The 24,165-nt window shown below is 51.1% G+C and carries 15 protein-coding genes; all 15 read left to right on the top strand.

Annotated elements, in window-relative coordinates:
- The first annotated feature begins 1 nt into the window (after position 1).
- The 15 genes from ACN080_RS04575 (at position 2) to pheT (ending at position 24,001) form a co-directional block, all read left to right on the top strand.
- The gene (locus tag ACN080_RS04575) at positions 2-1,456 is read left to right on the top strand and encodes an NAD-dependent epimerase/dehydratase family protein (RefSeq protein WP_419113163.1); all 1,455 of its coding nucleotides are present in this window, start codon (positions 2-4) and stop codon (positions 1,454-1,456) included.
- 71 nt (positions 1,457-1,527) lie between these two features.
- Positions 1,528-3,096 (top strand): type I restriction-modification system subunit M, encoded by a 1,569-nt coding sequence (locus tag ACN080_RS04570; protein WP_419113162.1) that lies wholly within the window; start codon positions 1,528-1,530, stop codon positions 3,094-3,096.
- Complete coding sequence (locus ACN080_RS04565; RefSeq protein ID WP_419113161.1) at positions 3,096-5,156, top strand: DUF262 domain-containing protein; 2,061 nt, start codon at positions 3,096-3,098, stop codon at positions 5,154-5,156. The genes ACN080_RS04570 and ACN080_RS04565 overlap by 1 nt, the downstream gene beginning before the upstream one ends.
- The gene (locus ACN080_RS04560; protein WP_419113160.1) at positions 5,157-6,386 is read left to right on the top strand and encodes a restriction endonuclease subunit S; all 1,230 of its coding nucleotides are present in this window, start codon (positions 5,157-5,159) and stop codon (positions 6,384-6,386) included.
- 123 nt (positions 6,387-6,509) lie between these two features.
- The gene (locus ACN080_RS04555; RefSeq protein ID WP_419113159.1) at positions 6,510-9,563 is read left to right on the top strand and encodes a type I restriction endonuclease subunit R; all 3,054 of its coding nucleotides are present in this window, start codon (positions 6,510-6,512) and stop codon (positions 9,561-9,563) included.
- A gap of 9 nt (positions 9,564-9,572) precedes the next feature.
- On the top strand, positions 9,573-10,718 hold the full coding sequence (locus ACN080_RS04550; protein WP_419113158.1) for an AAA family ATPase: 1,146 nt from the start codon (positions 9,573-9,575) through the stop codon (positions 10,716-10,718).
- Positions 10,719-11,666, top strand: coding sequence for a hypothetical protein (locus tag ACN080_RS04545; protein ID WP_419113157.1), 948 nt, complete (start codon positions 10,719-10,721; stop codon positions 11,664-11,666).
- Between the two features lie 404 nt (positions 11,667-12,070).
- On the top strand, positions 12,071-13,000 hold the full coding sequence (locus ACN080_RS04540; protein WP_419113156.1) for a TrmH family RNA methyltransferase: 930 nt from the start codon (positions 12,071-12,073) through the stop codon (positions 12,998-13,000).
- A gap of 15 nt (positions 13,001-13,015) precedes the next feature.
- Positions 13,016-13,486: a (deoxy)nucleoside triphosphate pyrophosphohydrolase gene (locus ACN080_RS04535; RefSeq protein ID WP_419113155.1), complete on the top strand. Its 471-nt coding sequence runs from the start codon at positions 13,016-13,018 to the stop codon at positions 13,484-13,486.
- 165 nt (positions 13,487-13,651) lie between these two features.
- Positions 13,652-14,374 carry a hypothetical protein gene (locus ACN080_RS04530; RefSeq protein WP_419100147.1) on the top strand — a complete coding sequence of 241 codons (723 nt, stop codon included), beginning with the start codon at positions 13,652-13,654 and terminating at the stop codon, positions 14,372-14,374.
- Complete coding sequence (locus tag ACN080_RS04525) at positions 14,375-15,463, top strand: DegT/DnrJ/EryC1/StrS family aminotransferase (RefSeq protein ID WP_419113154.1); 1,089 nt, start codon at positions 14,375-14,377, stop codon at positions 15,461-15,463. It begins immediately after the preceding gene.
- A gap of 14 nt (positions 15,464-15,477) precedes the next feature.
- A complete protein-coding gene (locus tag ACN080_RS04520) occupies positions 15,478-17,289 on the top strand; it encodes an ABC transporter ATP-binding protein (protein WP_419100145.1) in 1,812 nt (603 codons plus the stop codon).
- Positions 17,290-17,429: 140 nt separating this feature from the next.
- Entirely contained in the window at positions 17,430-20,084 is a 2,655-nt protein-coding gene (locus tag ACN080_RS04515; RefSeq protein ID WP_419105122.1) for a rhamnan synthesis F family protein, read from the top strand.
- 302 nt (positions 20,085-20,386) lie between these two features.
- Positions 20,387-21,445 carry a phenylalanine--tRNA ligase subunit alpha gene (pheS, locus tag ACN080_RS04510; protein ID WP_419100242.1) on the top strand — a complete coding sequence of 353 codons (1,059 nt, stop codon included), beginning with the start codon at positions 20,387-20,389 and terminating at the stop codon, positions 21,443-21,445.
- A 3-nt stretch (positions 21,446-21,448) separates the two neighbouring features.
- On the top strand, positions 21,449-24,001 hold the full coding sequence (gene pheT, locus ACN080_RS04505; RefSeq protein WP_419113153.1) for a phenylalanine--tRNA ligase subunit beta: 2,553 nt from the start codon (positions 21,449-21,451) through the stop codon (positions 23,999-24,001).
- The last annotated feature ends 164 nt before the right edge of the window (positions 24,002-24,165 follow it).

The raw sequence follows: 24,165 nt of genomic DNA, 5'->3' as shown, positions 1-24,165 counted from the left end.
CATGAAAATCCTACTTACAGGTGCCTCTGGTTATATAGGGGGCAACCTGCTCAAAGAGCTTAAGAAGAACCATCAGGTCATTGCGGTTTCACGCAGCGCCCAAGGCAAGACCAACGAAGAGAACGTCACCTGGGTGGCAGCCGATTTGTTTGCACCTGAGGATAATCAGCGCATTATGCAAGGAATCGATCTGGCGGTTTACCTGGTACATTCCATGCAACCACAGGCCAAGCTGACACAGGCTAGCTTTGAGGATATGGATGCCCTACTGGCTGACAATTTTGCCCGCGCCGCAGCTACCTGCGGGGTCAAACGCATCGTCTATTTGAGCGGGATTATCCCTGATGCCCCCAAGCTGTCGCGGCACCTAGCTAGTCGCCTGGAGTGCGAAAAGATTTTGGGTTCCTATGGCGTGCCGGTGACGACCTTGCGGGCAGGGTTGATTGTGGGGCCGCAGGGTTCTTCGTTCCCTATCCTTCAGTCCTTGGTTCAGCGGCTACCGGGTTTGGTCTTGCCCAGATGGGCCTATAATCGTACTCACCCTGTTGCCTTGGACGATGTGGTCCATGGTTTACTGGCCGTTATTGAGCGTCAGGACTTGGGGCAACAGGCTATTGATATTGGTGGCCCTGAAGAGATGACCTACCGCCAGCTTTTTGAAGAGACTGCCCAGGAACTAGGTAAGAAACTACCCATGGTGGATGTGCCCCTGATCCCTGTCTGGCTTTCGAAGCTGTGGGTGACCCTGATTAGTGGTAAGCCCATTGAGATGGTTGGCCCCCTACTCGATAGCCTGGTCCACGATATGGTAATCAGCCCTGAACACACGGTTGAGGGGATTACAGATGCCCCGACGACTTTCCGGCAGAGCGTTCGGAGGGCTACAGAGAATCAGGATTCCCCGGGCTACAGTTTGCCGCGTTTCTCGATTCCCTTTAAAAAGGATATGGAGAACCCTAAGAATGATGTTAAGTCAATCCAGCGGGTGAGGATTCCCGCGTCTTGGTCTGTGCAGGACACGGCTGACTACTACCTGGCCTGGTTGCAACGGGCTAGCTTTAAGGCAGTGAGTACTCGGGTAAGTCAGGGACACGCAGAGATTCATCTGCCCCTGTTGCGGGATCCTATCCTGGTCTTGGATTATTCCCCTGCGCATTCTAGCGAGCAGGATGTAGTGTATGTGATTTCTGGAGGTCGCTTAGCGAGGGTTAAGAACGACGATCGGGCCCGTCTGATTTTCCGCAGGGTGCTGGCTGAGGACAAGGTGATTATCGCTATTCAGGAGTATGAGCCGACCCTGCCCTGGTTTGTCTATACTTTGACTCAGGCCCGTGTTCACCTGGTAGTGATGACAGTATTTGGCTACGAGACTGCTGCGTTAGCTGCCTGGGAAAAGTTGCGGCGGTCTGACCGTGCCAAGGAAGCAAGAGACAAAACTGGCGCACCCACAACCTAAGTAATGTTTCATTTCTGGTTTTAGGGGCGACTGAGGATCTGGTTCCATAATCAAAAGAAAGATAGAGCTTGATGAGCCAAAAGATAGAACGAGCTGAGTTGCACCGCGCCCTATGGAAAATTGCAAATGACTTGCGCGGAAGTGTAGATGGCTGGGATTTTAAACAGTATGTTCTGGGTTTCATGTTCTACCGGTTTATTTCAGAAAATCTTACCCAGTATCTTGATAGCGAGCTGGACGAGGGCGATGCCAGCTACGCGACGATGACGAATATTGAGATTGAGGAGAACCCCGAAGCTATCCGCGATACGGTGGTTGAAAAGGGTTTCTTCATCTTCCCCGAGCATCTCTTCGAGAACGTTCGCCGCCGTGCAAATGCAGATAATGAGAACCTTAACGAGGTGTTGCAAGAGGTTTTCCGTACTATTGAATCTTCTGCAACTGGCGTCTTGAGTGAAGAGGACAATAAGATTCGTGGCCTCTTTGACGATATGGATGTGAACAGTAATAAGCTGGGGTCTTCGGTTTCTAAACGCAATGACCTCTTGCGTAAGTTGCTGAATGAGGTCGGAAATTTTAATCTGGGTAACTTTGCTGATTCGCATAATGATACTTTTGGTGATGCTTACGAATACCTGATGGGTATGTATGCCTCTTCTGCGGGAAAGTCGGGGGGCGAGTACTTCACTCCGACTGCTGTCTCGGAGCTTCTAGCCCATATTGCGGTGGATGGTAAGAAGAAAGTTAATAAGGTCTATGACCCGGCCTGTGGATCGGGCAGCCTTTTGCTCAAATTTGCAAAGGTGTTGGGCAAGGAGAACGTTAAGGAAGGTTTCTTTGGGCAGGAGATTAACCTGACGACCCGTAACCTTGCGCTCATTAACATGTTCTTGCATGACCTGAACTATGCTCAGTTTGATATCGCGCATGGTGATACTCTGATTGACCCTGCCCATGTGGATATTGAGCCTTTTGAGGCTATTGTTTCTAACCCGCCTTACTCTGTGAAGTGGGAGGGCGACGCTAACCCTTTGCTGATTAATGATGAGCGGTTTGCGCCGGCGGGTGTTTTGGCTCCTAAGTCGAAAGCTGACCTTGCCTTTACAATGCATATTTTGCATTGGTTGGCAGAGAACGGTACGGCTGCGATTGTTGAGTTCCCTGGTGTTCTTTACCGTGGGGGAGCAGAAGCCAAGATTCGTAAGTACCTGATTGAGGGCAATTATGTTGATGCGGTCATCCAGTTGCCGCCGGACCTCTTTTTTGGAACGACGATTGGCACGTGCATTATTGTGCTGAAGAAGGCGAAGAAGGATAACAAGACTCTTTTTGTTGATGCTTCGGCTGAGTTTGAGCGCTCGGGGAATAAGAATACGATTACCGAGGTGCACCGGCAGAAAATTTTAGATGCGTTGGCGCGTCGTGAGGATGCTGAGTATTTTGCCAAGCTGGTAGATAACAGCAATATTGCAGATAATGACTATAACCTTTCGGTGTCTTCTTATGTTGAGGCTGAGGACACCCGTGAGGTGGTTGATATTGTGGCTTTGAACGCTGAAATTGAGCGGATTGTGGCCCGGCAGTCTCAGTTGCGTACCGAGATTGATGCCATTGTGGCAGAACTGGAAAGTGGAAAATAATGAAGGCTGTCGATTCAAACCTGCTGGATTTATTGAAGAAGAGCGAACGTTTTGTCGTTCCTATCTACCAGCGCGTGTATTCCTGGGGCAAGGACGAGTGCCAGCAACTGTGGAAAGATATTATGCGCGCAGGTTCTCGGGAAGCCTTGGCTAATCATTTTACGGGGTCAATTGTTTATATTGAACGGGATCAGGGTTCTAATACTGCTAAGGAGCCTGATTTGCTGATTGATGGTCAGCAGCGAGTTACTACTGTTACCTTGGTGCTTTCTGCTTTGGCTTCTTACCTGGAGACGCTTCCTAAGGAGCAACAGGAGCCTATAGCTGGTTTTTCACCTCAGAAGATTCGGGGTAAGTACCTTACGAATGAGTATGAAGAGGGTGACGAATATTTTAAGCTCACTCTTACTCATCGTGATAGGGATGCCTTGCAACGTGTGGTGCAGGGGCTAGATCCCATTGATGAGAGTTCCCGCGTAACAGCGAATTTTAGGTATTTCGTTGACCAGATTGGGGCGCTTGATGAGCCAGGGGTCAAGGAGCTGTGCGAGGGCTTGAATAAGCTGGTTGTTGTTGATGTTAAGTTGACTCGCAAGCAAGATGACCCGCAACTGGTTTTTGAGTCAATGAACGCAACGGGTAAGAAGCTGTCCCAGGCTGATTTGATTCGCAACTTTGTGCTGATGGATGTTCCTCAGCGGCTCCAAGCTCGGCTGTATAAAGATTACTGGTTCCCTATGGAACGGGTTTTTGCGGAGTGCGATGAGCGTCGTTTTGATGAGTTTGTGCGCCACTACCTGACCATGAAAACTAAGAAGATTCCTCGGTTGGATGATGTCTACGAGGCATATAAGGAGTTTGCTTTTACTCAGGATTCTTCTTCTGATGCGTGGAAGGAGAACCTGGTTGCTGACCTCTATACCTATTCAACCTATTTTGCTGCTATGGCCTTTGGACGGGAAAGGGACCAGCAGTTGGCTCAGCGTTTTTCTGAGATGGAGCAGTTGGCAACAGTTGCCTACCCCTTCCAGCTTCGTGTGTATGCGGACTATGAGGCTCGGATTCTTGGGCATGGGGAATTTGTGACTATTCTTGATGCACTAATTTCGTATCTTTTCCGTCGAAATATTTGCAAGATTCCAACAAATAGCCTTAACAAGACCTTTAATACTTTGGTGAGTAGGGTAAACCCTAATGACTATGTTAATTCGGTGCTGGGCTATCTTTTGTCCTTGACGGACTATCGGCGTTTCCCAGCTGATCAGGAATTTATTGAGAAGCTGGAGAATGAAGATGTTTACTTTAGCCAGAAGAAGAACTATCTGTTGCACAAGTTAGAGAACTGTGACAGCAAAGAGGTTGTTCCTACCTCGCACTACACTGTGGAGCACATTATGCCCCAGACCCTAACGGAAGGGTGGAAGCATGAGCTGGGGGATAACTGGGAAGAAGTGCACCGGTATTTCTTGCATACTTTGGGTAATTTGACGTTGACGGGTTATAACCCTGAGTACTCTAACCGTTCGTTCCTTGAAAAGCGGGACATGGAAGGCGGATTTGCGCAGAGCCCCTTGCGTTTGAATTTGTCTTTGCGTAATGCGGTCTCGTGGGGTCAGGAGCAGATGGAGGCTCGTGCTAGTGAATTGTCGGCTAAAGCCGTGCAATTGTGGGCCTACCCGCTTGTTGAAGATGGTGTGATTGAGCGGTATTCAAATTTTGATCGTTCTTCTTTTGACTGGTCAACTGCCCATTCTATTCTTGAGGTTTTGCCTTATGGGGCGTGGACTAATTATCAGGAGTTAGCTGAGGCTGTGGGGACTGGACCGCAGGCTATGGCGTACCATCTGACGAATCATGCTGGTTGCGTTAATGCTTACCGGGTATTGACGTGGGAGGGCCGTGTCTCTGAGGGTTTCCGGTGGGCGGATGATAGGGACACGCGTGATCCTCTGGATGTTTTGGTGGAGGATGGTGTACGTCTGGTGGATGGTGTGGCGGATGCTGACCAGCGGCTTAATTCGGCTGAGCTCTTGGCCTTGCTTGGAGAAGAGGGAGAGTAAGTGAGTAAGATTTTTGAACTGATTGAAGAACTCTGCCCGGACGGTGTTAAACATGTGGCTATGAGCGATGCCGGTACTTTTTCTCGGGGAAGCGGAATCCAGAAGAAAGATTTTCTGGCAGAAGGATTCCCTGCCATTCATTATGGGCAGATTTTTACCCTATACGGTTTATGGGCTAAGGAAACATTTGTCTTTGTGAGTGACGCGGTAGCTGAAAAATCCCGTTTGGCTTGTCCAGGGGATGTTGTTATTGCGACTACCAGTGAGAACGATCAAGACCTTGCAAAAGCGGTAGCTTGGGTAGGTGAATCTCCAGTTGCTGTTAGCAGCGATGCAATGATTTATTCTCCTAAGAATCTTGATGCTAAGTTTGTTTCTTATTTTTTGAACTCCACTGATTTTCAGATTCAAAAAGGGAAATTTATAACTGGAACAAAGGTTAGAAGAATCTCCTTACAAGGGTTTTCTAAAATAAAAATACCTGTGCCTCCGTTGGAAGTTCAGGAAGAAATCGTTAGAATATTAGATAAATTCACCTTGTTGGAGGCTGAGCTGGAGGCTGAGCTGGAGGCACGGGCAAAGCAGTATAGGCACATTCTGCGTAAAATGATAAATTCTGAAAATAATTCCTACAGAAAGTATCCGCTTGCTGAGATAGGTTCTGTAAAAATGTGCAAAAGGGTTCTTAAAAAGGATACAAGTCCTATTGGTGATATCCCTTTTTATAAGATTGGGACGTTTGGGGGAAAGGAAGATTCCTATATATCTAAGGATTTATTTGATGAGCTAAGGGTGCGCTACCCGTATCCTAAGAGGGGGGATCTTCTGATTTCTGCTTCTGGCACAATTGGCAGGGTTGTTGAATTTGATGGAAGTGAATCTTACTTTCAGGATTCAAATATTGTATGGATTGATAACGATGAGTCAATTATTCTAAATTCATATTTAAAATATATTTATATGCTCAAACCTTGGAAAGCGGCTGTTGGTGGGACGATTTCAAGACTTTATAACGATATTATATTGAAAACTGTAATTGAAGTTCCTCCCTCAAAATCCGAACAACAGTATATAGTTTCTGTTTTAGACCGCTTCGACGCCCTGGTCAATGACATCAGTTCTGGCCTGCCCGCTGAGATTGCCGCCCGCCGTAAACAGTATGAGTACTACCGCGATAAACTCCTCACTTTCAAAGAACTCCCGCAACCTGCACCCCAAGAACAACCATAAAACCAGCCGACCAACCCATCACCGGCACCCCAACTTATAAAATATGTAGAAGCACCGTGACCACCACATCACGGCGCTTCTCCCCAAACAAAGCTAGCGAAAACAGCAAGGCAGAAGCTCTCGATGACCATCAAAACCAGCCACGCCACAAAAATCTCCCCCATCCTGCTCACCCAAGAGCACACCGTAGCCACAGAAGCACCAGTCACCGAAGAGCACGAACTCACCTACCAAACAGAAGCCCAACTAGAAGCTGCCTTCATCCAAACCCTCCAAAGCCAAGCCTACGACTACCTACCCATCCGCAAGGCAGACGACCTCAAAGCCAACCTGCGCACACAACTGGAAAAACTCAACAACTACACCCTCACCAACACCGAATGGGAACGCTTCTACAACACCGTCGTCGCCAACCCCACAGCCACCCACACCGACAAAACCCAAATCATCCAGCATGAACCCACCCAAATCTGCCTACTCGATGACGGCACCGTCAAAAACTTCAAACTTATCGACCGCCGCAATATCCACAACAACAGCCTACAAATCATCAACCAGTACGCCACAAGCGGGGGAGCCACCTCAAACCGCTACGATGTCACCATCCTGGTCAACGGCCTACCCATGGTCCACCTAGAACTCAAACGCCGCGGAGTAGAAATCCAAGAAGCCTTCAACCAAATCAGCCGCTACCAACGCGACTCCTTCTGGGCAGACTCCGGCCTCTACGACTACATCCAAATCTTCGTTATCTCCAACGGCACCAGAACCAAGTACTACTCCAACACCGTACGCTACAAGCACGTAGACGCCCAACGCACCCAACGCCGCCGCCAAGCCAGCGCAGACTCCTTCGAATTCACGAGCTGGTGGGCAACCGTAGACAACAAACGCATCAGCGACCTCACCGCCTTCGCCAAAACATTCTTCGCCCGCCACACCCTGCTCAACATCATCACCCGCTACTGCGTCTTCACCGTAGACAAAGACCTCATGGTCATGCGCCCCTACCAAATCGTCGCCACTGAACGCATCCTACGAAAAATCCTGATCGCAACCAACTATAAAAAACAGGGCACCATCGATGCAGGCGGCTACATCTGGCACACCACAGGCTCAGGCAAGACCCTCACCAGCTTCAAAACAGCCCAACTCGCCAAAGACCTAGACACCGTACACAAAGTACTCTTCGTCGTTGACCGCAAAGACCTGGACTACCAGACCATGAAGGAATACGACGCCTTCCAACGCGGCGCCGCAAACTCCAACACCTCAACCAAAGTCCTCACACAGCAGCTTGAAAACCCCCACGCCGAAATCATCATCACCACCATCCAGAAACTCGACCACTTCATCAAACAAAACCCCGGCCACCCCATCTATAGCGAACCCGTTGTCCTTATCTTTGATGAGTGCCACCGCTCCCAATTTGGTGACATGCACAAAGCCATCACCCGAAACTTCAAAAAATACTTTATGTTCGGCTTCACCGGGACACCTATCTTCGACGCCAACGCACGCTCAAACGGGGACATCAAACTACGGACCACCCAGGACGCCTTCGGGGAAAAACTTCACACCTACACCATCGTCGACGCGATCCAAGACAAAAACGTTCTGCCCTTCCGCGTCGAATACAATAACACCGTTAAACTAGCCGACTCAGTTCAAGACGCCGACGTCTACGGTATCAAAGCCGAAGAAGCCCTACGCTCACCCGAACGCATCAAACCCATCGTTCGGTACATCCTGGACCACTACGACCAGAAAACCAAACGCAACGAAACCTACACCCTCAAAGAACGGCGGGTCAGCGGTTTCAACTCAATCCTCGCAACGGCCTCCATCGATGCGGCTAAGGTCTACTACAACACTTTTAAAACAGAACAAGAGCTACGGAAAGAAACTGACGGCCTTGAACCCCTCAAAGTAGCAGTCATCTTCTCCGCCGCCCCTCACAGCGAAGAAGCTAGCGACTTCCTGGCAGAAGAAAGCCTTGACACCTACGACCTCGATGCAAATTCTTTCGCTTTCCTCGAAGATGCCATCACTGACTACAACGAACTCTTCGGAACAAACTGGGACCTCTCCAAAGGCGGTTTTGAAAAGTACTACAAAGACGTTTCAAAGAAAATGAAAAAGCGGGAACTTGACCTACTCATCGTGGTCAATATGTTCCTCACCGGCTTTGACTCCAAAACCATCAACACCCTGTGGGTTGATAAAAATATGCAGTCACACGGCCTTCTACAAGCCTTTAGCCGTACCAACCGTATTCTCAACTCGGTCAAAACCTACGGCAACATCGTCTGCTTCCGCAACCTAGAAACCGAAACCGACGAGGCCCTTGCCCTCTTCGGTAACAAAGAAGCCCGCGCAACCGTCCTCCTCAAACCCTACACCGAATACCTAGAGAACTACCGTGCGAAACTTGACCAGCTCACGCAAGACTTCTCCTTAGCAAGGCTGAGCATAGGTGAACTTGGCGAACAAGCACAAAAAGACTTCGTCAGGCTCTTCGGCGAGATTCTTAAACTACGGAACATCCTGTCAGCCTTCGACGAATTTGAGTCAGATGATACTTTAGCGCCCCGGGATGCCCAGGATTATCAGTCCCACTACCTTGATATCTACCGGGATATGCGCGAACCCAGCGAACACGAACGCGCCGATATCACCGAGGACCTCATCTTCGAGATTGAACTTATCAAACAGGTCTCAGTAGGTGTTGATCATATCCTCATGCTCGTAGACAAATACCGTCAGGGGCAGGGCACAGATGAAAAAGTGCGTGCCGAGATTACTCGTGCTGTTGACTCAAGCCCGACCCTTCACAACAAGAAAGACCTCATCGTGGACTTCCTCGATAAGGTTTCTTTGGAAAAAGATGATGTGCGAGGGGAGTGGCGTAAGCATATTGAGGAGCAGTCATCTGCTGAGCTCGAAAAAATCATTGAAGAAGAAAAACTCAAACCTGAACTAACACGAGAGTTCATAGAGGATTCCTTCGCGTCAGGACAAATCCCAATACATGGTGAAAGGGTCGGTAAATTATTACAAACTACTGGTTCTAGATTTAGCACTCAGCGCAATGGGGAGAGTAGGTCCCAGCGGAAGAAGCGTCTTATCATTCGTTTGCAGAAATTCCAAAACCGTTTTTTTGACCTTATTAGTTAGGATAATATTTTGAATGTAATTTCAGTTAGCCAAATAATTAATAGATATAATTATTCGATTGGTTTTGACCGAGAAGATGTCGGAACATCAGAACTTGAGGCGCGATGGGAGAATATATTTATTATTTATGCTTTAAATGGAATGGGTAAAACCAATTTTTTAAAGTTAATCTACTTTTTCTCAAATTTTTCAGCTGAAAATTTAGTAAAATTATTGCGCATACCTTTTACTAGGTACTCAGTAAAGTATTCTGATCATTTATATGCGGCAATTGATAAAGATGTGAAGAAGGATGAATTTACCTTAAGGGTAATAGAAGTTATTGATTCGAGGCCAATTGTTCGATTGGAAGTAACTGAATCTATAAAAGGATTCTCTGCTGAAGATTACGCGGAAAATGACAAGCTCAGTAAAGTTGAAGAAATTTTAATGGGTCAAGAGCATAGGGTTACTTTTCTTGCAACTGATAGAACGCTCTATACCGGTAAATCTTTAAGGCAGATTTTAGGGGATTTGGAGAATCTTGTTAATGAAAAAATTAATCAAATCCTATCCGAAAAAATTGTTAAACAATCAGAAGGTCTGCTGGGTATTAGCCACCAAGATCTTCTGGATAGATATAAAAGTCTTGAAGAATTAATTTCAGATAATAGTGTAATTATTAGAGAAGTTGATGTTGTACGAAGTGCATCTTCGGCTCTAGCGACCATCGAAGACCCGTCGAGGGAGGTTCTGGAATACTTCGCTAATAATCTCTATCTATACAGTCAGATTGCCGATTTGCAGTCAAAAATAAATCTATTCCTTGATTGTGTTAATAGAAATCTTCTTCATAACAATATTGATTATGCTGATGGGAGATTTATTCTTGAATCTGGTAAATTAAAAATTCCGCCTAGTGATTTATCTAGTGGTGAGAATAATCTTCTATACATTTTTTCCACTCTTTTAAAGGAGATAATCCTTCAAGGTGACTTGGTGATTATTGATGAGCCTGAAATTTCTTTAGGCCTTGAATGGCGGGAAAAATTTCTTACAAATATTAGTAAGTTTATAGAGGGGAGTGGAGTAAAGATTCTTCTTGCAAGCCACTCGATGGAAGTACTTGGAGAGTTTCCCACTGACTTTTTAGAAACTGCTGGTGGGGAAGAATAGATGAGCCAAGGCAGTGTTGAATCGATTGTTAGTGAGCTAAATAAACCAAAAAAATCATCCCAAAAGAATGCAAGGGGTGAACCCCGAACTGATTCTTATGCTTTTTTGAAAAAAATTTCGCTAAGCTCACATTTTAATCTAGTTGTCGAGGGGGATAGTGACTATAAATTCTATAAATCTTGGTGTATGAAAAATGGTATCGACGTACAAGTCACTGTTATTGATAAAATACGTTTACGAGAACTTGAACATGAAGAGCTTGGTCGGGGCAGTAGGAGAACGCAAGTAATATCCCTTTCTTTTAAAGTAAGCCGGGAGCCGCTTCAGAATAGAGAATTATTGGAAAATAAAATTCTTTGTGTGGCGGACTTTGACCTTGGTTCTGATATTGAAATCTTTGAGAGTGAGTGTCTTGCGTTTACTGACTTCCCGTCTTTGGAAAGTTACACGCTGACACATTTTGTTATGGGGAACGTCTTTTTGGGTAAAAACCTGTGTGACTTACTAGATGAAATATATCAAAAACTATATATTCTGTATAGAATCCGTTGTTACAAATCGATAAAAAAGGAAAAACAGAGTTTTAAAAATTTACGGAAAGCTCAGCGAAAAATTTCAAAAGAGGAGATAAACGAATATCAACGACAGTTTACTGCTGTGGCAGGTACTGACCTGAGGGAATATTGCTATGGTCATGATGTCTCTCGATTGATTATTGCTGACTATGGTAAATTCCTTCAAGTAGAATTTGATGGCCCTGAAGCCTTGGAGGAAAAGCTGCTGGATATAACTCTGAATGATCCAGATCTGCACAATTTAAAACTTTTTAGAAAGATAACAGAAAAAAGTATTTCCTTTAGACCTTCTGGCCTATCGCGAAAATTTGATAAGGGCACTCTGGGAATTGAAGATATTATAAATAAAGCAGTTTCTGAGGGTTATTCATAAGGTATGCCAGGCTCACGATCGTTACCGACCCTCTCTTCTGGTTCTCTAGCGCTCATAAGGCGATTTACGCCAGTCCCGACCAGCAATTTCGCTGCGAACCTGCCTTACCCATCCCGTGTGGATAAGTCTCTCTATGCCGTATTTGAGAGATATCTCGTACGATAGAGATTCAGCCCACTACCTTCCAATGGTTGGAGGTGCGGGCTGAACGGTTGATACCAGATTAACATATAAACTCCACCCTAAAAAGAACTGCGAGTCATCAGATCGTGATAAATATACAGAAAAACGCACTGTTCGCAAGAAAATGTGTTGCCAGTAGGCACTCCGAAGAATGCTAGACCCTACCGCGTCCCTGCTCACAGGCAGGGCTGCACCCGGCTTGCTCGTGAGAGAATGGGGAAATGGATTTTAGAGAACGCCTCGCTACCCCCGTCGTCATGGAAAACCCTCAGGCTGATCGCGTGAAGGATATCGCCAAACTTGCTACGCGTGCCGCCCGCACTAAGACCGGGCTCTTCCTGGCTGAAGGCCCCCAAACTGTCCGCGAAGCCCTCTTGGCCCACCAGGCTAAGCCACTGCTAGATGCCGTCTACATCACCGAGCGAGCCTTTGACCGCCACCAGGACATTGCCCAGCTCATGGAAGAAGTCCACGGCACCCCCACCCCCCAGCCGGGCCGTAAGGTCTTCATGCGCATGGTCACCGACCCCGTACTGGCCGCTATGGCTGAGGCTGTTAGCCCCCAGGGCGTGCTGGCTGTGGCCCACCAGCTCGATATCGCCCCCGGCGATATCTGGGGTGAGGGCGCTATCAACCCCACACTGATTGCTGTACTGGCCCAGATCCAAGACCCCGGTAACGCAGGCACTGTGCTGCGTGCCGCAGATGCGGCTGGTGCAGATTTAATCGTGACCACCAAAGGATCAGTGGATCTCTATAACCCCAAGGCTGTGCGTTCCACCGCCGGCTCCCTCTTCCACCTGCCTGTCATTCAGGGTATTGACCTAGAAGATTTTGCCGAGGACGCTAAAGCCCAGGGCCTGGGGGTGCTGGCAGCGGACGGTTACGGCCGGGTGTCCCTGGACGACCTACAGGATGCCGCTTTTGCCCTGCGCAAGGGGGTAGAGCCCCGCAAGAAGGTCAAGTACGATCTGGCTCACCCCACCATGTGGCTCTTTGGTAACGAGGCCGCTGGGCTTAGCGCCCAGGAAAAAGCCGCTGCCAGCCTGCGCGTAGCCGTGCCTCTTCGCGGTGCTGCCGAGTCTCTGAACGTGGGTATGGCAGCTGCTGTTTGCCTCTTTGCCTCATCGCTGGCCCAGAACCGTAAATAATAAAGGGTGATAAGGATGCCTCAAATGGGGGAGCAGGCCCAAGCAAACCGTGTGGAAACCTATCCAGTGCAAGTAGTAGCTGCTGCTATCGTTGATTCCATACAGGCTCCCACCCGCCTGCTGGTAGGTCAGCGTTCGGCCCCTCCGGCTTTAGCGGGGTTCTGGGAGTTCCCCGGGGGCAAGGTCGAACCGGGGGAGAGCTGCAGAGAGGCGCTCGTCCGGGAATTACAGGAGGAACTGGGGGTTAGGGTTACCTTAGGCGGCGAATTAGCTGGCCCCCACCCCCAGGGTTGGGTCTTAAACCAGAAAGCGGCCATGCGGCTCTGGTGGGCTCAGATAGCTCAAGGTAACCCGCTGCCACTGCAAGATCATCATCAGCTCCGCTGGGCCCCTTGGGACTTGAGTATCTTAGAGCTCAACTGGATTCCCGCTAACAGAGCGATAGTCAATTCTATGCTCCTTTCGGCAGGTAAAAACCCTCGCTGATATTTATACTGGGAATTACATATAGGGGATATTTCTTACAGGTGTGAAAATTTTTATTCTTAACATTAAGTCTTTGTATCTGCTCTAGCCATCCCCAATTTGTGTTGGAGCTTCAAGAGGGAGACAATAAAAGAAAATTACTTATTGCACATAGGGTGTTGAAAGATGTACGAAATTTTCAAGCCTAATCCCTGGCCAGGACTTGAAGAGCTTGAGGGGTCTGAGAATCGGGGCTTCTGGGTTTACGGTTCCAGCCCCAACACCCTGCAGATATCGGTGGATGCTCAAGTCTATTTCCAGCAACCTCTTTTAGGCTACGTGGACGATCTGGCTCAGCCAGGGCCACACCCTATGGACGGCAAACCGGTTATTCCCTATGCCGAGCTACCTCCAGAATCTTGGGTCATGATTGGTATGACCAAACCAGCCGTCCGCCAGAAAGTTTATAATCGCTGCCGGCACGATGGGCATAAGATTCTGACTGGCACCGGCCTGAGCCCCCTGGTTCCAGCCAGCGCCCAGATCGGCCAGGGTACTTTTGTGGCCCTGCATAGCCGAACAGGCTGGAATACTGTGCTGGGGAGGGGGTCGCTAGTTCTAGGGGATATCGTTGCCCACGACTCGTCTTTAGGTGATTTTAGTGTCCTGGGTATTTCCAGCAGTGTCCTGGGTCATGTTCAGATAGGCCGGGGAGTCATGATCGCTCCCGGAGCTGTAATCCACAATGGCAGGCCCGACAGGCCCTTAACCATTGGGGACGGCGCCCTCATTGGGGTTGGTGCAGTGGTTGATCGTGATGTCCCCGCTGGGGCCACCGTCATGGGGCTGAGGGCTATGCCCAAGGAGAATATTCTCAGGCTCAAAGACCTAGCCCAGGAGCAGGACTAAATGACCGGTAAAGCTCTCACTCTGGGCGTGCCCACAGCACCCGATCGGGCCCTTTTCCACCAGCTCAGCGAGCAGGTGTTCGCCTCGGGTCAGTACGCCAATAACGGACCTCTTGCGGCTCTCTTCGAAATGAAATTAGGGCAGCTGTACGGTCAAGAGCTGGCTCTCTTCACTAGCTCTGGGACGAGCGCTCTTACTTTAGCCTTGCAGGCCCTAAAATTACCTCATGGCACGGAAGTTCTGACTCCTGCCCTGACATTTGTGGCTACTTCTAGCGCTATCGAGGCAGCCGGTCTGAAGCCTCGATTTGTTCCCTGCCACCCGGTTAGTCTCACCCTTGACCCTGGGCGGCTGGAACCCTATATCACTTCAAGGGTGGGGGCAATTCTGGCGGTTCACCTGCTGGGGGTAGAATGTGACAGCCAACTTGATGCCTTGGCTCAGCAACACCAGCTGCCCCTTATTTACGACGCCGCTCACATCTTCCCGCAGGAACCTGAAGGCGCAAAAGAGCTGCTAGGGCGGGGCCGTTTCAGCTGCATTTCACTGCATGCCACTAAGCTGCTTCACTCTGGTGAGGGCGGGGCAGTCTTTTGCCAGGACCCCCAAGACCTGTCTTACCTACAGCAGATCAGAAACTTTGGCCTCAATGCCGGAATCCCGCAGGCATTCGGAATCAACGGAAAAGCTAGCGAACTCTCTGCCGCCCTAGGGCTGGCTGTTATCCCAGAAATAGGCAAAGAACTGGTAGCCCGCCGCGCTCTTGCCCAAGAACTCGATGCCATTATGCAGGCCTCACCCCGGGCCTGGGTACATCAGCGGGGTAGACACTCCAATATCTTCTACGCCTTTCGCTGTGAACCTGGTGAGCAGAAGCAGCTGGTTCAGCAGTTGCAGGAGAAAAAGATTATGGCCCGTACCTTCCCCGCTCTGACTCAAGAGGGCAGTTACTGGTCCCGGTATGCGCTAGATGACCTCCCCCTCAGGCAAGAATTTGATGAACTGGCCCAAAGTTTTGTGGCCCTGCCTTTCCACTCTCAGGTGGATCAGAAGCACCTAGAAAGTATCTATGAGGTACTCAACCCGTGAAGTCTATTAAAAGTTTGAATAGCATTTTTGTTTTCCGCCGCCTGCTTGATCAAAAAACCCGGGGGAAACTTCTCATCCTGCTGGCCTTCTCCCTGCTGATTGCCCTAGTAGAATTGGGAGCTACCTTCTTAGTGCCGGTTCTGGTGCTGACCCTGAGCGGTAACTATCAGAGCCCCGGTGTTCAACGATTCGGTGACTTTCTGGGTACTACTTCTCAGGGTGAGCTCATCATCAAGACCACCCTGACTATTGTGGTCGTCTTTGTGCTCAAAGACATCAGTGCTTTGCTCTTTAGGCGCTGGTATTTGAGTTTTATCCTGCTGAACGAAGCGGAAACCTCAACTCGGCTTTTGTCCACCTACCTTAGTTCAGGTCAAGAGGAGCACAACCAGCGTAGTTTTTCAGTTGCCCTGCGCCGGCTTGAACATTCGGTACGTCAGTCCTATTCAGGCTATCTCTCTAACCTGGTTTTACTGGTCAGCGATGTACTGACGACCCTATCGATGATTGTGGCAATTTTTCTTATTCTGCCGCTGAGCTACCTGGCCCTGATTGCTATTACTACACTGATTTCTGTCGTCTTTATTAAGATTATCGGTAAGGTGTCACAAAGTGTGGGCGCCAAGAATCTGAGCATCTCACAAGACCACTACAAGATGATACTCAGAGCCATGGGAGGCTTTAGCGAGTTTAAGATACGGGGCACAGAACACAAGGTGATTGAGGATTACCGCCAGGTCTCCAGAAACCTGGCCTTGGTTAATCGCGACATGGGTATTCTTGCTGAGCTACCACGCTATATTCTTGAGATAGTTTTTCTCTCGTGCTTGCTTTTAGTTGTTCTGGCATCGGGTGAGCCCTCCAGCCACGACCTGGCCTATCTAGGAACAGTGGTCATCATCTCTTTTAGAGTCCTGCCTAGTATGCACCGGATCATTAGTTCTTACACCGTGATGCGTATATCAACTCCTGCGGTCTATGAGGTTCTTGAAGAGCTAGAGGCTGCCTCTAGCCCCGCCCCAGTTACCCTCTTGCCTAAGCACCCTGCCGGACAAGCAATTGAAGAGTTCAAGGAGGCGATTTCCTTTACGGGCCTGAGTTACCGGTTTAGTGACAGCAAGGATGACCAGTACGTTATCAGAGACATCACCGGTGATATTCCCAGAGGGGCTAGGATAGCCATTGTAGGGCCCAGCGGAGCCGGGAAAACGACTTTCATTAATATTCTTTGTGGGCTTTTACCCGGTTACAGCGGTAGCTTATGCATCGATGGCATAGATGTCAGGAAGGATTGGGCAGGCTTTAGGAAGCTCATCGCTTTGGTCCCGCAAAAGCCCTATATCGCTGAAGCCAGTCTGCGGGAGAACATCGCCTTTGCCTTTGGTCAGGAGGAAATTGACCAGAGAAAAATCGAAGAGGCGGTTAAACTTTCAGCCCTGACCGATGTGGTGGAGGGCCTGCCCCAGGGCTTGGACACGATCTTGCCCGAACAGGGCAGAGGACTCTCAGGCGGTCAGTGCCAGAGAATCGCCATAGCTCGAGCACTCTACCGCAAAGCACAGATACTGATCTTGGATGAGGCAACATCTGCCCTTGACGATGACACAGAGTTTTTGGTGGATCAGGCTATTAGGTCATTACCTGAAACTATGACCGTTTTGTGTATTGCCCACCGGATGAGCACTATCGCAAGTATGCGTCAGGTGGCGCTTTTTGAAGCCGGTCAGGTGGCTTCTTTTGGGTCCTACTCAGAGGTTTACGCAAACAATGTCACCTTTAAACGCTGGGTTGATCGTAACCAGGTTTTGTTGAATAAAAAAGATTAGTTCTTGGGAGCCGCTATCGGGTCCAAGGAGTTGGTAGTGGCACCGACAAACAAAGTTTTCGGGACCGTACCATGTGAGAAACCCTGCCTTTATCAGGGGCTTTAAAGATCATAAGGTGCAGGCAGAAAGGCAAGATAAATATGGAAAATCTATCAAGCTCCCCCTGGGGGGCCCTGAACCCAGAAGTCCCAGACGGCATTTTTGATGAGGACTACTACCTCAGGACCTACCCCGATGTTCTCAATTATGAGGGTAGCCCCTGGGAGCATTTTATCTTCTGCGGAGACAGGGAGGGCCGTTCCCCCAACGCGGAGCTGGACATTAACTTTTATAAGCGTTGCTATATGCCTCTGGAAAGTACTTACGCGGGCCACCACTATATCCTCAGAGGTAGACCCCTTGGCTATCACACCCGTCCCCGCCAGATACCTGCCGGGCTGACGGGAGAAAAAGTTCTCAAAGATTTTCACACCCGCCCCTGCCCCCTACTTGTCTTGGGCAATGATGCCCACAAGGCAGGTGCCCCCTTACTTCTGCTTGAATTACTCAGTGCCCTGAAATTGTTAGGTTATCAGCCCCTGGTGGTGCTGAGGAACGGGGGAGAGCTTTACGAACAGTACCGCGCAAAGTACCCGACCTACATCTGTGAAGAGGGCTGGGACGTTCAAGAAATTTTAGAAGCACTGCCTCCGAAAACTCCGGTGATAGCCAACACCTGCTGGGGCGTGCAACTCTTATCTGAAGGTCCAGAATCCGCCAGAGAGTTCTCACTGGCACTGATCCATGAAATGCCGGACTATGTCAGGCAGAACTCTTTAATGCCAGCTCTCCAACAGATGCCTCACCTGGTCTTTGCCACCGAGGCTGTCCGCTTAAGCTATCAGCATGAGCTGGAGCCCACGAGCAAGAGTTCCGTTGTGGTTCCAAGCATCAAAGAACACTCTGTCAGCAATAAAGAAGCCAACCGGTTACGGCTTGAACTGGCAAGGCACCGGACCCTAGGGGACATATATATATCGGCTGGGTACGGGGACCGGCGAAAGGGATTTGACCTATTTATTGAAGTGGCCTGGAAGATTCTGGCCAGAGAACCTAAATCAGTTTTCATCTGGTTAGGTGAGCTATCTGCCTGGGCGCTTGAGATAGCCCAGGAGGCCCGACAGCAAGGTTTGCCTTTGATCACCCCTGGCTATGTGGCTAACTCCCACACCTGGTATGCGATTTCGAGTGCCTATCTCTTGACCTCCCGCCAAGATCCGGGGCCAACAACTGCTATTGATGCTCTGGGCCAGGGCCTGGCTATGGTTGCCTACCGTTCCGACTTAGGTATTTTAGATATCTTCAGTGCTGAGACTGCCTGGGTGGGTCAGTTGGTGGAACCCTACGATAGCGACTCAATGGCTGAGCAGGCTCTGGATCTAGTGATGAGTGACACCCCGGAGAAGCAAGGGCGACGGAAGGAGTTTGTAGCTACTATCGGCAGCTCCAAGAGATACGCTCATGAGTTGCTGGATCTGCTGCCTGCTGGTGCCCATAAGCCCTCTGTTCTCCGTTCTCAGCTGGGGGAGCGCCTAGCCTGGCTAAGACCCCTCAAGCATCTTCTGCAGGTTCAGATCCTTGGGACCTGTAAACAGGCTATCCAAAGCACCCCGGTATACAGTAAGGCTTACTCAGCTCTGGGCCCCATCTACCATTGGGGTTTTGCTCAGGTAGCTGTGAATCCCCTAGACCCGGCCCAAGGCTCAGAACCAAGAACGACAGATTCGGCTGCCGAGGTCATGGCTATCAAGCCTTGTCAAAGGAGCTGGGTTCAGTCTCTTGATTCCTTGAGATTTATGACGACCCCTTTCATCGCCCACCTGGTCCGCCACCCCGGTGACGAAATCAAAGTTCTCAGGGCTATCGAGGATCTAGCTCTTTCTTCACCTTTGGCCGAAATTCGGCAGTATGATTCCAAAAAGTTGCCCGGCTGGGTAGCAAAGCGCAAAAGTCCCCCCTTGGCTCCCTGCAGGAGCAGACAGAAAGCTTCCGTGCAATATGTTGACCCCAACGCTCTGGCATCGGAGAAGCCGCTGAGCCGGCTCCCCCGTATAGCGGTCTTCATCCACATGTTTTACCTGGAATCTTGCCCGGTGATCAAAAAGTATCTCGAACATGTGCCCCAGCCCTATGACCTCTATATCTCCACGAACACGCTTGCTAAGCTCCAGGCCATCGAAGGCTGGTTCCCCGATGCCAGAGTAAAAATCGCTGAAAACCGGGGCCGAGACATTATGCCTAAGTTTGTAGTCTTTGCCCAGGAACATCAAGATTATGACCTGGTCCTTCACCTCCACAGTAAAAAATCCCCCCACAGCGCGGATCTTGACGACTGGCTGGTCTTTATTCTTGATTCTCTTTTGCCCAGTCGCCAGGCAGTAGAGCAGATCATCGGTGCTTTGGCCTCGGATCGGGTGGGTATGGTGGCTCCTTTTCCTCACCCATCGGTTGTAAACTCCTGGAACTGGTCTACTAACTACCCGATTGCCCAGGCACTGACCTGGAAGAACAACTGGGGTCAGCTTCCCAAGAACAAGGACTTTATGTTCCCGGCAGGTAGTATGTTCTGGGCAAGGGTGGATGCTTTGCAACCTATTTTCTCTCTAGGGCTTACGGCAGAGCATTTCCCGGTTGAAGAGGGCCAAAAGGATTCAACGGTGGCCCACGCGCTTGAGCGCCTTTTGGCGATTTCCTGCAGTAAGGCCGGTCATAAGTTCACCATGGTTAACCAGCACAGCTGGCCTCAGCAATCATAAGAACCTGTCAAGCCTGAATTGCTGGGATAACCCTTTGATCTCTGATGCCAACTACCGGCAGCTAGACCACCACCTAGCTCCAGATTTTGCAGACACCCTCTGCAGAACCGTGGTGAGCAGAGAGCCGGCCTCCCGATAGGGGAGCCAGCACCAACACAGTATTTGCACTAGACTTATACCTTGATGATTTGGGCCTAGTGCCCCTACCCAACCGACGTGAAGAGATAGCTTCTATGACTGATCCTTTGCACCAGATACCTGAAAACCCCACACCCTCTCAGGTCCTGGCCAATATCCGCGCAATTCTAGAGACAGACCCGCAGCGGGGCCTAGCTACCGTTGAGGAAGCCTTCCGGGCTGAACTTGACCGAGCCCTGACCGATATTGCTGAGAAGACCCCCACCTTTGAAGACCTCAAGCGGGTTCGTCTAGAGTTTACCGGCGATAAGAGCGGCTTTACCCTAGCTAATAAGCAGATGCGTGATCTGGGTAAAGAACACAAGGCTGACGTTGGTAAGCTCATGGGCCAGGCCCGTGGCCGACTGGCTAAGGCACTCGAAGCCCGTAATACCCAGCTTGAAGAAGAGCGCGATGCCAGGATTCTGGTAGAAGAAGCCGTAGACGTCACCGCCCACACTCCCCGCCGCCGTATCGGTGGCCGCCACCCCATCAGCGTCCTGCAAGAGCAGATGTGCGACATCTTTATTGGCATGGGCTGGGAAATCGCCGACGGCCCCGAGCTGGAATCCGAATGGTATAACTTCGATGCCCTCAACTTCAAACCGGATCACCCGGCCCGCGAACTGCAGGACACCTTCTTCGTGGAACCAACCAAGGCCCACCTCATGCTGCGTACCCACACGTCACCGGTGCAGATGCGTTCCCTGCTGGAACGTGACCTGCCTCTCTACGTGGTCTGCCCCGGCCAGGTTTACCGCACCGACGAGCTCGATGCCACCCACACCCCGGTTTTTCACCAGATTGAAGGCCTTGCCGTAGATAAGGGCCTAACCATGGCTGACCTCAAGGGCACCTTAGAGCATATGGCTCGAGCTATGTTCGGTGCAGAGGCTAAAATCCGGTTGCGCCCTAACTACTTTCCCTTCACTGAGCCCTCAGCTGAGCTGGATGTTTGGCACCCCGATGCCAAGGGCGGCCCAGCCTGGATTGAGTGGGGTGGCTGTGGCATGGTCAACCCCAACGTCCTGCGCGCCGCTGGTATTGACCCTGAGGTCTACTCCGGCTTTGCCTTTGGCATGGGTATTGAGCGCACCCTCATGTTCCGTAACGGCGTAAGCGATATGCGCGACATGATTGAAGGCGACGTCCGTTTCTCACAGCAGTTCAAGATGGAGATTTAACCCATGCGAGTACCCCTTTCCTGGCTGCGTGAATACGCGCCCGTCCCGGCCGACGCAAGCGCCGAAGATCTTATGGCTACCCTGGTTAAGGTTGGCCTTGAAGAAGAAGACGTTCACCGCCCCACCGATGATCTGACTGGCCCGATTGTGGTTGGTCAGGTGCTGTCCATGGAGCCCGAGACTCACTCCAACGGCAAGACCGTTAACTGGTGCCAGGTGCGTGTAGTCCCCGAGGGGCAGAAACAGACCCTGACCGGTAAGGGTATCGAGGAATCTGGCGTGCAGGGCATTATCTGCGGTGCCCACAATTTCAAGCCCGGTGACAAGGTTGTTGTCACCCTGCCCGGTGCTGTTCTGCCCGGGGGCTTTGCTATCACCGCCCGTAAGACCTACGGCCACAAGTCTGCTGGCATGATTGCCTCCGTGCGTGAGCTGGGCATTGGCGAAGACCATGACGGTATTCTGGTACTCTCCACCCTGGGGCTTGACCCCGAGGTTGGCTCAGATGCCCTGGAACTGCTGGGGCTTTACGACCAGGCCGCCGAGGTCAATGTGACCCCGGACCGTGGTTACGGTTTCTCTATTCGCGGCATTGCCCGCGAGTACTGCCACGCGACCGGTAGCGACTTCAAGGACTTCGTGCTGGAACTGGCCGCCAAGGCACCGGCGGCAAACGATGCTGGTCTGACTGTCAGGCTGACCGATTCAGCCCCCATTCATGGCAAGGAGGGTTGCACCCGCTTTGTCACCCGCACCGTCACCGGGGTTAACCCGGCCGCGCCGACACCCCCTTGGATGTCCTCTCGACTGCGCCTAGCCGGTATCCGCTCACTCTCACTGCCGGTGGATATCTCCAACTACGTCATGCTTGAAACCGGCCAGCCCCTGCACTTCTACGATGCAGACAAGCTGGAAGGCGGTATCACCGTGCGCCGTGCCCAGACGGGGGAGAAGCTCACCACTCTGGATGGCAAAGACCGCGACCTGCACGCCGAGGACCTGCTCATCGCCGATGACTCCGGCCCCATCGGTCTGGCTGGTGTCATGGGCGGTGCCTCCACCGAGGTCACCGACTCAACCAGCACCATCGTGATCGAAGCTGCCCGCTTCGATGAGGTTTCTATTGCTCGCACCGCCCGCCGCCACAAGCTACCTTCTGAGGCCTCCAAACGCTTCGAACGCGGCGTTGACCCGCTGATTCAGGCCGCCGCCGCCCAGCGCGCGGTAGATCTGCTGGTTGAGCTGGCTGGTGCCCAGGTGGCAGAAGGGGTGACCGATACTGGCTCAGCCTATAAACCTACCCTTATCACCCTGCCCAAGGACTACACCGCAGGCCGTATTGGCATTGACTACACCCAGGAACAGATTGTCAGTTCCCTAGAACAAATCGGTGCCAGCGTTGAAACCACCGATGATGCTTACCTGGTCACCGTACCCTCATGGCGTACCGACCTGGGCGATAAGGAAGACCTAACCGAGGAAGTCGCCCGTCTGGTTGGCTATGACCAGATTCCCTCCACCCTGCCCGTTGCCCCTCCCGGGCGCGGCTATACCGTGGAGCAGACCCTGCGCCGCCGGGCACTGAACGCCCTTGCCTCATCGGGCCTGACCGAGGTCTTTGCCTACCCCTTTGTCTCCGATGCAGACAACAACCTGTGGGCCAGCCCCGTAGCCGGTGAAGAGGTTGATTCAATCCGCCTGGCTAACCCCATCTCCTCCGCCCAGGGCTGGATGCGCCGCTCTCTCTTGCCTGGTCTGACCGAGGTTCTTTTACGTAACCTCTCACGCGGTCTCAAGAACCTTGCGATCTACGAAACCGGTCATGTCTTTATCCCCGGGCCCCAGCTTGGCTCGGCCTCCATCCCCGGTCTGGGTGCTAAGCCTGATGATCAAGTACTTGCTGATCTCAACGCCGGTATTCCCGACCAGCCTCGCCACATCGCAGGTATGTTCGTCGGTGCCGAGCACGAGGATGCCCCCGGGCTCACTGCCCGAGCCTTTGACTGGCGTGATGCTCTGGACTCTGTGCTGCTGGTGGCCGATGCTGCAGGTGTCAAGCTCACCGTCGCTAACGGCGAGCATCAGGCCTTCCACCCCGGACGTACCGCTGTATTGAGTAACTCTCAGGGGCAGGTCGTAGCCTACGCGGGTGAACTACACCCCAAGTTGCTGGCTCAGCGTAACCTGCCTGAGCGCACCAGCGCTTTCGAGCTGAACTTCACCGCTCTGCTGGCTGAGGCAGGCCAGGCTGTGCAGGCCACCGGTATTTCCGGTTTCCCTGCTGCTAACCAGGATGTAGCCCTCATCGTTAAGGCTGATATCCCTGCCGCCGATCTAGCCGCCACCTTGGCTGAGGGCGCGGGCGATTTGCTTGAAGACGTTCGTGTCTTTGACGACTACCGAGGCGCCGGCATCGAAGAAGGCCATAAGTCGCTTGCCTTTGCGTTGCGCTTCCGTGCATCGGATCGTACTCTGACTGCTGATGAGGCAAGTGAAGCACGAGAAGCCGGTGTAGCTCTAGCTCTTGAGCGTTTTGGGGCGGTTCAGCGCGCCTAGAATCGTGTAGCCGAGAAGGCCTGTAGATGCCCCCGCCCTAACCGTCCTAGCGGTAAGGGCGGGGGGTTTTCATATCAGTGTGAGATAAAGCCACCGCAGTTTGCGGGGCCTTAGCTGTGACTTGTAGGCTTGCAGAAGTAGGCTTTATGATGCCCCTAATATAG

It is taken from the genome of Rothia sp. CCM 9416, from assembly GCF_048513535.1.
Lineage (GTDB): Bacteria > Actinomycetota > Actinomycetes > Actinomycetales > Micrococcaceae > Rothia.
The sequence above is the reverse complement of the archived record's forward strand: the minus strand, read 5'-3'. Positions and strand labels throughout refer to the sequence as shown.